This window comes from Thalassovita sp. ABM4_323 (assembly GCF_056158665.1).
On sequence record NZ_JBSWTS010000007.1, the window covers coordinates 981855 to 994093 of the forward strand.

Below are 12239 nucleotides of genomic sequence, written 5' to 3' on the forward strand. Positions count from 1 at the left end.
CCGCTTTTGCTGCCAAGGAATGCGGCAAGGCCGTTTCCTGTGCTATTTTCCCTTGTTCAAGCGCGACACATGCGCACCTGTTGCAATTGGGGCACCCCTGCGCGGCATTGTCTGCTGGACTGAACAGGAATCCCCGGCTAAACAGCGCCTCGGTACGGCTGCGATTTGCGCGGCCCCATGTCGTATAGGCCGTTTACGGTCAAAGAATTGGAGAAAACCTCGTGTCCCACGCAGAAGATCACGAAGGCACCCGCAGGGATTTCCTGTACTACGCCACCGCAGGTGCAGGTGCCGTGGCGACCGGTGCCGCCGTTTGGCCGCTGGTCAACCAGATGAACCCCTCCGCAGATGTTAAGGCGCTGGCCTCGATCCGTGTTGACGTCTCGGGCGTTGAAACCGGCTCGCAGCTGACCGTTAAGTGGCTGGGCAAGCCCGTCTTCATCCGCCGCCGGACCGAGGAAGAAATCGCCCAGGCCCGCGCTGACGATGGCGCGACCCTGATCGACCCGATGTCGCAGAACGCTAACAAGCCCGAGACCGACGCCTCGGACGCCAACCGCTCGTTGGACGAAGCCGGCGAATGGCTGGTGATGATCGGCGTGTGTACCCACCTGGGTTGTGTTCCGATCGGGAACGGCGCCGGTGACTTTGGCGGCTGGTTCTGCCCCTGCCACGGGTCGCACTACGACACCTCTGGCCGTATCCGCAAAGGTCCCGCACCGCGGAACCTGGATGTACCTGTGGCTGCGTTCGAAGACGCAAGCACGATCAAACTGGGATAAGGAAACGCGAACATGTCCGGTATTCCGCACGATCATTACGAGCCCAAAACGGGCGCCGAGAAGTGGCTGCATTCGCGCCTTCCCATCGTGGGCCTTCTCTACGACACCATCATGATCCCCACCCCCAAGAACCTGAACTGGATGTGGATCTGGGGTATCATCCTGACTTTCTGCCTGGCGCTGCAAATCGTCACCGGCATCGTTCTGGTGATGCACTACACCCCGCATGTTGACCTGGCTTTTGCCTCGGTCGAGCACATCATGCGCGACGTGAACGGTGGCCACATGCTGCGGTACCTGCACGCAAACGGCGCTTCGCTGTTCTTTGTGGCTGTGTATCTGCACATCTTCCGTGGCCTGTACTACGGTTCCTACAAGGCACCTCGCGAAATCACCTGGATCATCGGTATGCTGATCTATCTGGCGATGATGGGCACCGCGTTCATGGGCTACGTTCTGCCCTGGGGTCAGATGTCCTTCTGGGGCGCGACCGTGATCACCGGCCTGTTCGGTGCCATCCCGTTCATCGGCGAGCCGATCCAGACCTGGCTGCTGGGTGGACCGGCGGTTGATAACGCAACGCTGAACCGCTTCTTCTCGCTGCACTACCTGCTGCCCTTCGTGATCGCTGCGCTGGTCGCCGTGCACATCTGGGCCTTCCACACCACGGGCAACAACAACCCCACCGGTGTTGACGTGCGTCGTGGCTCGAAAGAAGAAGCCGCCAAGGACACCGTTCCGTTCTGGCCCTACTTCGTGATCAAGGACGTTTTCGCCCTGGCCGTTGTTCTGCTGGTCTTCTTTGCCATCGTCGGCTTTATGCCGAACTACCTGGGTCACCCCGATAACTACATCGAGGCAAACCCGCTGGCGACGCCTGCACACATCGTGCCTGAATGGTACTTCCTGCCCTTCTACGCGATCCTGCGTGCCTTTACCGGCGACGTCTGGGTGGTGATGTTTGCCAGCTGGATCACCGGCGGCATCATCGACGCCAAGTTCTTTGGTGTTCTGGCCATGTTCGGCGCCATCGCCGTGATGGCTCTGGCCCCCTGGCTGGACACCTCGCGCGTGCGTTCGGGTCGGTATCGTCCGATGTTCAAGTGGTGGTTCCTGCTGCTGGCAATCGACTTCATCGTCCTGATGTGGGCCGGTGCAATGCCTGCCGAGCCGCCGTACTCGACCATTTCGTTGATCGGTGCGACCTACTGGTTCGCTTACTTCCTGGTCATCCTGCCGCTGCTGGGTGTGATCGAAAAGCCGAGCGCAATGCCGGAAACGATCGAGGAAGACTTCAACAACCACTATGGCAAACCTGCCGAATAAGTGAGGAAACGGGATAATGTTTAAGAAACTAGCAACCTCCGCTGTTGCCGCCCTGACCCTTTCGGCTGGCGCAGCAATGGCAGCCGGTGGCGCAGGTCACGTGCATGATGTGGACTTCTCGTTCGAGGGTCCGTTCGGCAAGTATGACCAGATGCAGCTGCAACGCGGTCTGCAGGTCTACACCGAGGTGTGCTCGGCCTGTCATGGTCTGAAATTCGTGCCGATCCGCACCCTGGCAGACGAAGGCGGCCCGCAGCTGCCCGAGGACCAGGTGCGCGCCTATGCGGCTCAGTTCGACGTCTATGACGAAGAGCTGGAGGACGACCGTCCCCGCAAACCGGCCGATTTCTTCCCCGAAGGTGGAGATCCCAACGCGCCTGACCTGTCGCTGATGGCGAAGGCACGCTCGGGTTTCCATGGGCCCTATGGCTCGGGTATGAACCAGCTGTTCAAAGGCATCGGTGGCGCGGAATACATCGTCTCGATCCTGACCGGATACACCGGTGAGGAAAAAGAAGAAGCCGGCACCACCTATTACGAAAACACCGCTTTCCCCGGTGGCTGGATCGCCATGGCGCCCCCGCTGGCCGGTGAGGATGTTGAGTATGCCGATGGTCACTCGACCGATCTGCACCACGAAGCCGAAGATGTTGCGGCCTTCCTGATGTGGACCGCCGAGCCCAAGATGATGGCGCGCCAGCAAGCTGGTTTTGTGGCTGTGCTGATGCTGACCATTCTGTCGGTTCTGCTGTACCTGACCAACAAGAAAATCTGGGCCCCCGTCAAAAAGGCCGCCAAGAAGGCCTGAGCCTGACGGACCCTTAGAGTTGCGAAAGCCCCGCTGATTTGGCGGGGCTTTTGTTATTTGGGCTGTTGTTAGATTGTGCGCCTGCGGCGCGCTGGATGTCTCGTCCTTGGCCTGCGGCCGCGTCCTCGGGGGTGGCGCGCGCGGATGGGTTAGCGCATCAGATCGGGCAGGTCGCCGTTCAGGCCTGCTGCTTCGCGGATGAAAGTGCGGCGTAGGCCGGGCAGGGCGTTCAGAGCGCCCATGCCGAGGTCGCGGCCAAGGCGGAGCAGGGGGTTGTCGTTCGAAAAGAGCTTGTTCGTCAGGTCCGTGGTCAGGGCCAGAGTGGACGTATCGAAACGACGCCATTCCTGATAGCGGTCCAGCACCAGTTCCGAGGCGAAATCTTCGCCGCGTCGTAGCGCATGGGTGATCACGTGGGCCAGCGCGCCAACGTCGCGCAGGCCTGCGTTCAGACCCTGGCCGGCGATAGGGTGCATGCCGTGGGCCGCATCCCCAATCAGCGCCAGGCGTTCTGCGGTGAAGCTGTTCGCGACGGTCAGGTTCAGCGGATAGGTGAAACGGTTTCCGACCAGGCGGATTTCGCCCAGAAAATCCCCGAACCGGGGGCGCAGGACCTGCATGTAGTCCTCGTCTGACAGGCTGTGGAACAGGGCCGCATTTTCATGGGTCTCGGACCACACGATCGAGGACATGTTGCCGGGCAGGGGCAGGATCGCCAGTGGGCCAGGGGGCATGAAGAACTGATGCGCGGTGCCATTGTGGGGCAGGTCGTGCTCGATCGCGCAGACGAGGGCGGTTTGGCCATAGTCCCAGCCGCTGCGCTTGATCCCGGCGCGTTCAGCGGTGCCGGAACGGCGGCCATCCGCGCCGACCAGCAGTTTGCCGTGCAAGGTTCCCCCCGAGGCCAGCGTTAGGGTCACGCCCGCCGTATCGGTGGTCTGGGCGGTGACGGTTTCCCCGTTCAGAACGGTGATCAGGTCGCTGGCCTCCATGGCTTCGGCCAGCGCGCGACGCAGGAAACGATCCTCGAGCATAAAGCCCATGGGGCCTTCTTCGATTTCGGCATGGTCGAAATGCAGGAAGAAGGGTGACAGCGGGCCCTCGCCTGCGCGGCCATCGCTGACCTTGATTTCCAGCATGGGTTGCGACTGGGGCGCGACCTGATCCCACACGCCGATACCGGCCAGCAACCGCTGCGACGCCAGCGCCAAGGCATAGCCGCGCCCATCGAAATTGTCGTCGGTCTGAACGCCGCCCGGCAGGGCGTCGATCACGGTTGAGCGGAGCCCGGTCTGCGCCAGGGCAAGGGCCAGCGCGGGGCCGTTCAGCCCGCCGCCGACGATCAGGATGTCGCTATCATTTGTCATGGGGCAAATATGGCGCTTGATCCGGGATTGTCCATGCGCTGCGCTGCCGCTACCGTGCGACAAAACCGAGGGGTGATGGGTATGAACGATTGGCTGTGGCAAAGCGCGACGGAACTGGGGCGCGGGATCGGGGAAGGCGCAATTGATCCGGTGGCGTTGACGCAAACCTATCTGGACGCCATCGACAGCCACGAATTTCGCGACCGTATTTATTCAGTCGTCACCCATGATCGGGCGCTGGCCGAGGCCGAGGCCGCAGCGGCCAGGGCCAAGGCTGGCTTTCGGCTGTCACCATTGGATGGGGTGCCGATCAGCTGGAAGGATTTGTTCGACAGCGCAGGCACCGCGACCGAGGCCGGTTCCGCGTTGTTGAAAGGCCGGGTGCCGGACGCGGACGCCTGGGTGTTGCGCAATGCTACGGCGATGGGGCTGGTCTGCCTGGGCAAGACCCATATGAGCGAACTGGCCTTTTCCGGGCTGGGGTTGAACCCGGTGACGGCGACCTCGCCCTGTGTGAATGACCACGACGCCGTGTCGGGCGGGTCTTCATCGGGGGCGGCGACCTCGGTCGCATTCGGGCTGGCGGCATGTGGGATCGGCTCGGATACAGGCGGATCGGTGCGCATTCCCTCGGCCTGGAACGATTTGGTGGGGTTGAAAACCACCTCGGGGCGCATTCCGCTGACAGGCGTGGTGCCCCTGTGCAAAACGTTCGACACGATCGGGCCACTGTGTCGCTCGGTCGAGGATGCGGCGATGATGTTGGCGATGCTGGAGGGCGGCCAACCGGCTGATCTGCGCGGAGCCAGCCTGAAAGGGAAACGCTTTGCTGCGCTGCAAACCGTGGTGCTGAACAAAATTCGGCCCGAACCGCTGGCAGCATACAACATGGCGCTGGAAAAGCTGAAAGAGGCCGGTGCGATCATCGAACCCCTGGAGGTCCCCGAGGTTGTGGCCGCGATGGATCAGGCCGGACCGCTGTTTCCCACCGATGCCTATGGTGAATGGCGCGACGTGATCGAGGCCGCGCCGCACCTGATGTTTGATCGCATCCTGGCTCGGTTCCGGGGCGGGGCAGAGTTCAGCGCGCCAGATTACGTGCATGCCTGGAACGTGTTGAACGAGGCGCGGCAGAAATGGGTCGCTAAGGTCTCGGGCTTTGATGCGGTGCTGGCGCCGACTTCGCCGATACTGCCCCCCAAAGCCGACCGGTTGATGGATGATCAGGAATACTATGTGACCGAAAACATCATGGCGCTGCAAAACACCCGTGTTGGCAACCTGATGGGCCTGTGTGCGGTGACGTTGCCGACGGGCGTGCCATCCTGCGGGATCACCTTTAACGGACTGCCCATGCAAGAAGAACGCTTGCTGTGCATCACCGCCGCGGCCGAGCCCATCTTGCGCGCTGGGTAAGCCAAAAAACAACAGTCGCAAAAGCCTTTACGCTGCTTTATCTGGACGAAGCGCGCCTTGTTTTGTACTCTGAACAAAACGGGGCGTGAATGATCCCGATGAATTGAGGCAGTGCTAGATGTTTCCCGAGCGGTTTTCCAACCTACCGGCTTATGCGTTCCCGCGTTTGCGCGCCCTGTTGGACGTGCACGAACCGGGTGGCCCTGTCATGCATATGACCATTGGTGAACCGCGCCACGCCATGCCCGACTTTGTTGCCCGGATCATGGCCGAGAATATCGAAGGGTTCGCCAAATATCCTCCGAACGACGGCACGCCCGGCCTGCGCGGGGCGATCACCGGGTTTTTGGACCGCCGCTATGGGGTGAGCCTGGACCCGGACACGCAGGTGATGCCGCTGAATGGCACCCGCGAGGGCCTGTATAACGCTGCGATGGCGCTGATCCCGGAACAGAAGAACGGCCAGACGCCAGCCGTGCTGATCCCCAATCCGTTCTATCAGGTCTACATGATCGGCACGATGTCGGTCGGGGCCGAGCCTGTGTTCGTCTCGGCGACCCGCCAGAACGGATATATGCCCGACTATACGTCGCTGCCCGCCGAGGTGCTGAACCGCACGGCTGCCGCCTATATCTGTTCGCCTGCGAACCCGCAGGGCGCCGTGGCGACGCGTGACTATTGGGTCGATCTGATCCGGCTGGCCGAAAAATACGATTTCCAGATTTTCGCAGACGAGTGTTATTCGGAAATCTATCGCAACGATCCGCCTCCGGGTGCGATGGAGGTTGCGGCCGAGCTGGGGGCTGATCCCGAACGCGTGGTGATTTTCCATTCGCTGTCGAAACGGTCGAATTTGCCGGGGCTGCGCTCGGGCTTTGTGGCGGGTGGACCCGAAAGTCTGAAGCGGATCAAGCAGTTGCGCGCCTATTCCGGGTCGCCGCTGCCGCTACCGATCCAGCAGGTCAGTCAGGCCGTCTGGGAAGATGAGGCGCATGTGATCGACAGCCGTGCGCTGTACGGACAAAAATACGCGGTTGCAGATCAGGTGTTCGCCGGCATTCAGGGCTATCAGGGCCCCGAGGCCGGTTTTTTCCTGTGGCTTCCGGTCGAAGACGGAGAACAGGCCGCGCTGAAGGCCTGGACCGAAACGGGCGTGCGGGTCTTGCCGGGCGCTTATCTCAGCAAAGACGTGACCGGGGAACCAAACCCCGGCGCAGGATATATTCGGGTCGCAATGGTGGCCGAGGCAGAAGAGATGCGCGAAGGTCTGATCCGCCTGCGCGATTGCATCTACAGGTAAAGATAACGAGGGCAGGAATGGCATTTCAAACCAGAGGACGAGACCCGCTGTTTGACAGCGATATGCAAGCAGCCATCGAAAAACGCGGCAAAGAGCTTATCGGCATCGTGCTGGTTCTGATCGGCTTGGCCGTGGTCGCAATGTTGGGCAGTTACAGTGCCAATGATCCGTCCTTCATGCTGGCCACGGATGCTCCTGTCCAGAATCTGATGGGGCGGCTTGGGGCCTCGATTGCGGCGCCGCTGATGATGATCGTGGGCATGGGATCCTGGGGGCTGGCGATTGCCCTGCTGGTCTGGGGGTTCCGTTTCGGCCTGCATATGGGCGAGGATCGCGCTCTGGGCCGAGTTATCCTGACACCGATCTGGATGGCGGCCCTGTCCATCTATGCCGCCACCCTGGCGCCTGGCCCCGAATGGGGACAGGGCTTTGGTCTGGGCGGGCATTTTGGCGACACCGTACTGGGCGTTTTGCTGAACATCCTGCCGTTCAGCATGGCCTTTGGGATCAAGATGCTGTCGCTGGTCTTTGCCGTCGTGATGCTGGCGCTTGCCGCTTATGTTCTGGGGTTCAACTGGCCCGAAATCAAACGCTTGTTCCGTTATCTGCTGTACAGCGTGGTGATGGTCTATGTGCTGATGCTGACGGTACTGGGCCGTGGCGCGACCGGTGCGATCGGGGCGGCGCAAGGCATCCAGGCGCGCAAACGCGAACGGGCTCAGCGTCAGGCCGCAGCCCCGGTGGACCCCGCTGTGGATCAACAGGACGAATGGGTCGAACCCTTTGATCAGGCCTATGCCGCGTCCGAATGGGAAGACGAACCACAGCCCGTTGAAGAGCCGCAAAAGCCCAGCCTGTTGCTGCGTGTGCCTGGCTTGATCCGCCGGGCCGACCCTATGCCCGAACCCGAGCTGGTCGACCCCCAACCCACCGTTGCCGCGGTGCCAGTGCAGGGGGATGACCGGATCAAGGCCAAAATCGCCGATGTGATCCGCAACCGCGCCGAGGCCCGGCCCGAGGCGGCAACCCCGCTGACGCGTGGCCGTGGGCGCGGGCCGGATGCGCTGCTGTTGGACACCTCCGAGCCCGATCTGGGCGCGGGCCTGCCGCCTGAACCGCCGCTGACGGCCTCGCGTACCGCGATGCCTGCCACGACGCCGCCATTGTCCGCGATGCCCGAACCCGAGCTGGCGCAGCCCGAGATGGTCGAGGCTCAGCCTGAATATCTGGACGATTTGCCGTCGGAAAACATCTTTGACGCGCCGTCTGATTCCATGCTGGCTGATCCGACCCCGCACGAGGCGTTGCCCTTGCAACCCAGCGCCACCCCGGCGCCGCAGATTCCGGTGGAACAGCCGCGCAAAGTGGTGGTGCAACCGCTGAACCGCAAGCCGATCCAGCCCTCGACTCAGGCCCGCAAAGAGGCGCAACCCTCGTTGCAGTTCGACGAAACCGCGGCTGAATTCGAGCTGCCTCCGCTGAACTTGCTGACCAACCCGGCCAACATTCAGCGCCATCACCTGAGCGACGAGGCACTGGAAGAAAACGCACGGATGCTGGAAAACGTGCTGGATGACTATGGCGTAAAAGGCGAGATCGTTAGCGTCCGCCCCGGCCCCGTTGTCACCATGTACGAGCTGGAACCCGCCCCCGGTCTGAAAGCCAGCCGCGTGATCGGTCTGGCCGATGATATCGCGCGCTCGATGTCTGCGCTGTCGGCGCGTGTGTCCACCGTGCCTGGCCGCAGCGTGATCGGTATCGAATTGCCCAACGAAAACCGTGAAAAAGTGGTGCTGCGTGAAATTCTGGCCGCGCGCTCGTTTGGGGATGCCAACATGAAACTGCCCCTGGCGCTGGGCAAGGATATCGGCGGTGAACCCATCGTGGCGAACCTTGCCAAAATGCCTCACTTGCTGATTGCGGGCACCACCGGTTCCGGTAAGTCGGTCGCGATCAACACGATGATCCTGTCGCTGCTGTATCGCCTGACGCCAGAAGATTGCCGGTTGATCATGATCGACCCCAAGATGCTGGAGCTCAGCGTCTATGACGGCATTCCGCACCTTCTGTCCCCCGTTGTGACCGACCCGAAAAAGGCCGTTGTGGCCTTGAAATGGGTCGTGGGCGAGATGGAAGACCGGTATCGCAAGATGTCGAAAATGGGCGTGCGTAACATTGATGGCTATAACAGCCGGGTTGCGGATGCGCTGTCCAAGAACGAAACCTTCAGCCGCACCGTGCAGACAGGTTTCGACGACGAAACCGGCGATCCGGTATTCGAGACCGAGGAGATCACCCCGGTCAAGATGCCCTATATCGTGGTTGTTGTGGATGAAATGGCCGATCTGATGATGGTCGCCGGGAAAGAAATCGAAGCCTGCATTCAGCGCCTGGCGCAGATGGCGCGGGCCAGTGGCATTCACCTGATCATGGCCACGCAGCGCCCCTCGGTTGATGTGATCACCGGGACGATCAAGGCGAACTTCCCCACCCGGATCTCGTTCCAGGTGACCTCCAAGGTGGACAGCCGCACGATCCTTGGTGAAATGGGCGCCGAACAGCTGCTGGGCATGGGCGACATGCTGTATATGGCGGGCGGTGCGAAAATCACCCGCTGCCACGGCCCGTTTGTCAGCGATGAAGAGGTCGAGGAAATCGTCAACCACCTGAAATCCTTCGGGCCGCCTGATTATGTGGGTGGCGTGGTCGAAGGGCCGGATGACGAAAAGGCCGACAATATCGATGCGGTTCTGGGCCTGAACACCGGCGGCAACACGGACGGCGAAGACGCGCTGTATGACACCGCCGTGGCGATTGTGATCAAGGATCGCAAATGCTCGACCTCGTATATCCAGCGGAAACTGGCGATCGGGTATAACAAGGCCGCCCGTCTGGTTGAGCAAATGGAAGAAGAAGGGCTGGTCAGCCCGGCCAACCATGTTGGCAAACGCGAAATCCTGGTGCCCGAGCAGCAATAAGCGGCGCTTGGCCCATCGCCTTTTTGTGAAGCCCCGCCCCGTGGAATTCCCGGGCGGGGCGATTACCTTGGGGGGCATGAAAATGCTTCGTTTTACCCTGGCCCCGGTTCTGGTGGCCCTTGCCTGCCCGGCCTTTGCGGATGAGTTGAGCCTGAAACAGCTGTCCGAGTATCTGAACAGTTTCCGTTCTGCTGCCGGCAAGTTCACGCAGATCAATGATGACGGATCAATCTCGACCGGGCGGATCTTTATCAAACGTCCGGGCAAGGCGCGGTTCGAATATGATCCGCCCAATCAGGCCCTGGTGATGGCCGGGCAGCGGTCCGTCGCGATCTTTGATCCCAAGGGCAACACCGGCCCCGAGGTCTATCCGCTGAACCAGACACCTCTGTCGGTGATCCTGCGCGAGACAGTGGACCTGGACGGATCAGATATGGTGGTGGATCATGTCTCGGACGGGACCACCACCACCGTCACCGCGATGGATCCGGAAAACGCGGAATACGGCAATATCCAGCTGGTGTTCACGGACGCTCCGGTGCAGCTGCGCCAATGGGTCATCAATGATCAATCTGGCGGGGCAACGACCGTGGTGTTGGGCGAAATGGTGTTTGATCCAAACCTGCGCAACAGGCTGTTTGATATCAATGCCGAGGCGGAAAGCCGCGGCGGCACCAAGTTCTAGGAAAGGGGGCCGTGGCCCCCTTTGTTATCTTAGACGGCGCGGGCAGGTGGCCAGCTGAGCCTCGTACATGTCCGCGCGCGATTGCACCTGACCAGAAATTCGCATCAGCCAGCTTTTGCGCCGATACGAGCCCCGGCGATAGCCCGTGTGACCTTCGTGATAGGCCAGGTACTGGTGCTGCGCGTTGGACAGCGAGATTCCGTTCTTTTCGCGCGTTTTGTTCATGTACCAACCCATGAAATCGGCGGCATCGTGGATGTTATGTCGCCGCGCGCCATAGCTGCGGGTGGCACGTTTGTATTCGTCCCAGGTGCCGTCGATCGCCTGCGCATAGCCATAGGCCGAGCTTTGGCGCCCCATCGGGATCACACCCAGCACGTATTTATAGGGCGTGCGCGCGTTGCCGATGAATTTGCTTTCCTGATAAATCGTGGCCATCTGCACGTGAACCGGCACGCCCCAACGGCGCTCGGCTGCGCGGAAGGCGCGACCATATTTCGGGCGCTGATCCAGGATCGAGCATGCGTTGTCCAGATTCCGAGGGGCCGAATAATTCCCCCCGCCGCAGGATGCCAGCAGCAAGACCATGATCATGACGCGAAGAGTTCTGCTCATTTGCCTCTCGCTTTCTTAGTTTTTCTTCATTTTATCGAAAAACACGCGCCGAGGAAATGACAATTCAGTGGGTCACAAAAGAACGGCCAACATCAGCGGAATGGCGATCACGGACATCAGGGTCGACACGACCACCAAACCGGCGACAGACCCCAAATCCGCCCCGTATTTTTCAGCCAGCAAAAACGACGTCACGGCCACCGGGGTCGACAGCTGGATCACCAGAACCGCAAAAGCGGTGTCATCCAGCGCAAACAGTCGCCCCACGGCCCAGGTCAGTCCGAAGCACAGCGCCAGCTTGGCCGCCGAGATCCAGATCGCGCGCCCAACATGCCCCGGGGCAATACGCGCGACAGCGACCCCCAACGTGATCAGCATGATCGGAATTGCAATCTGTCCGATCAGGTCCAGCGTGTTGGTCAAAAAGACCGGGGTCTGCCAGTCTTGCCACAGAAAGATCCCGCCCAGAACGGTGGCGCCGACCAAAGGCTCTTTGAGGACCTTTGTCAGGGCTCCGCCGCCCGCGACCAGCCAGATGCCAAAGGTAAAGGACCAGATTGCCATGACCGCGAACACCACCACGGCATAGCCCAACCCGACCTCGCCAAAGGCAAACAACGCCAGCGGCAGGCCCAGGTTGCCCGTATTGCCAAAGATGATCGGCGCAAGGAACGTGCGGACATCCAGTCGTGTCAGCTTGACCAGCAGCCAGGCGCCCAAAGACACCGCCCCATAGGCAGCGACCGAGGCCAGCGACAGGGTGGTCAGGGCCTGCGGGTCGATCTCGGTTTTCATCAGGGCGGTGAAGATCAGGCAGGGCACTGACAAGGTCATTGCCAATCGGGTGACAAATTCGACCCGGTATTCAAAACCGGCCTTCACCCAGGCGAATCCAATCGCGGCCAGAATGAACACCGGTGCCGTAATTTCCAGCACTGTCAAAGCAAGGTTCACAGACTGTT

At 61.1% G+C, this 12239-nt stretch carries 10 protein-coding genes; 7 read left to right on the forward strand and 3 right to left on the reverse strand.

All coding sequences use genetic code 11. The features are described from left to right. Positions 1-221: 221 nt before the first annotated feature. The 3 genes from petA to ACXADQ_RS07165 are packed head-to-tail and all read left to right on the forward strand — an operon-like array spanning position 222 to position 2916. Complete coding sequence (petA, locus tag ACXADQ_RS07155; RefSeq protein WP_475317685.1) at positions 222-782, forward strand: ubiquinol-cytochrome c reductase iron-sulfur subunit; 561 nt, start codon at positions 222-224, stop codon at positions 780-782. 12 nt (positions 783-794) lie between these two features. Then, positions 795-2108: a cytochrome b gene (gene petB / locus ACXADQ_RS07160; protein WP_475317691.1), complete on the forward strand. Its 1314-nt coding sequence runs from the start codon at positions 795-797 to the stop codon at positions 2106-2108. Positions 2109-2124: 16 nt separating this feature from the next. Continuing rightward, on the forward strand, positions 2125-2916 hold the full coding sequence (locus ACXADQ_RS07165; RefSeq protein WP_475317696.1) for a cytochrome c1: 792 nt from the start codon (positions 2125-2127) through the stop codon (positions 2914-2916). Positions 2917-3065: 149 nt separating this feature from the next. Here ACXADQ_RS07165 and ACXADQ_RS07170 read toward each other — a convergent pair whose 3' ends face one another. Further along, a complete protein-coding gene (locus ACXADQ_RS07170; RefSeq protein ID WP_475317702.1) occupies positions 3066-4283 on the reverse strand; it encodes an FAD-dependent monooxygenase in 1218 nt (405 codons plus the stop codon). 81 nt (positions 4284-4364) lie between these two features. Here ACXADQ_RS07170 and ACXADQ_RS07175 point away from each other — a divergent pair, with 81 nt between their 5' ends. From ACXADQ_RS07175 to ACXADQ_RS07190, 4 genes are all read left to right on the forward strand, one after another. Next, the gene (locus ACXADQ_RS07175) at positions 4365-5699 is read left to right on the forward strand and encodes an amidase (RefSeq protein WP_475317706.1); all 1335 of its coding nucleotides are present in this window, start codon (positions 4365-4367) and stop codon (positions 5697-5699) included. A gap of 118 nt (positions 5700-5817) precedes the next feature. Then, positions 5818-6999 (forward strand): aminotransferase class I/II-fold pyridoxal phosphate-dependent enzyme, encoded by a 1182-nt coding sequence (locus ACXADQ_RS07180; RefSeq protein WP_475317710.1) that lies wholly within the window; start codon positions 5818-5820, stop codon positions 6997-6999. A gap of 17 nt (positions 7000-7016) precedes the next feature. Beyond that, positions 7017-9977, forward strand: coding sequence for a DNA translocase FtsK (locus ACXADQ_RS07185; RefSeq protein ID WP_475317715.1), 2961 nt, complete (start codon positions 7017-7019; stop codon positions 9975-9977). Positions 9978-10059: 82 nt separating this feature from the next. After that, positions 10060-10662 (forward strand): LolA family protein, encoded by a 603-nt coding sequence (locus tag ACXADQ_RS07190; protein ID WP_475317720.1) that lies wholly within the window; start codon positions 10060-10062, stop codon positions 10660-10662. 24 nt (positions 10663-10686) lie between these two features. Here ACXADQ_RS07190 and ACXADQ_RS07195 read toward each other — a convergent pair whose 3' ends face one another. Both ACXADQ_RS07195 and ACXADQ_RS07200 read right to left on the reverse strand, forming a co-directional pair. After that, positions 10687-11277 carry a transglycosylase SLT domain-containing protein gene (locus tag ACXADQ_RS07195; protein ID WP_475317722.1) on the reverse strand — a complete coding sequence of 197 codons (591 nt, stop codon included), beginning with the start codon at positions 11275-11277 and terminating at the stop codon, positions 10687-10689. Positions 11278-11349: 72 nt separating this feature from the next. After that, the gene (locus tag ACXADQ_RS07200; protein ID WP_475317723.1) at positions 11350-12231 is read right to left on the reverse strand and encodes an AEC family transporter; all 882 of its coding nucleotides are present in this window, start codon (positions 12229-12231) and stop codon (positions 11350-11352) included. Between the last annotated feature and the right edge of the window lie 8 nt (positions 12232-12239).

What these genes read in the sequence shown, in the direction of transcription:
- petB (WP_475317691.1), top strand. Translation starts at nt 795, where the DNA reads ATGTCCGGTATTCCGCACGATCATTACGAGCCCAAAACGGGCGCCGAG.
- ACXADQ_RS07165 (WP_475317696.1), top strand. Translation starts at nt 2,125, where the DNA reads ATGTTTAAGAAACTAGCAACCTCCGCTGTTGCCGCCCTGACCCTTTCG.
- ACXADQ_RS07170 (WP_475317702.1), bottom strand. Translation starts at nt 4,283, where the DNA reads ATGACAAATGATAGCGACATCCTGATCGTCGGCGGCGGGCTGAACGGC.
- ACXADQ_RS07175 (WP_475317706.1), top strand. Translation starts at nt 4,365, where the DNA reads ATGAACGATTGGCTGTGGCAAAGCGCGACGGAACTGGGGCGCGGGATC.
- ACXADQ_RS07180 (WP_475317710.1), top strand. Translation starts at nt 5,818, where the DNA reads ATGTTTCCCGAGCGGTTTTCCAACCTACCGGCTTATGCGTTCCCGCGT.
- ACXADQ_RS07185 (WP_475317715.1), top strand. Translation starts at nt 7,017, where the DNA reads ATGGCATTTCAAACCAGAGGACGAGACCCGCTGTTTGACAGCGATATG.
- ACXADQ_RS07190 (WP_475317720.1), top strand. Translation starts at nt 10,060, where the DNA reads ATGCTTCGTTTTACCCTGGCCCCGGTTCTGGTGGCCCTTGCCTGCCCG.
- ACXADQ_RS07195 (WP_475317722.1), bottom strand. Translation starts at nt 11,277, where the DNA reads ATGAGCAGAACTCTTCGCGTCATGATCATGGTCTTGCTGCTGGCATCC.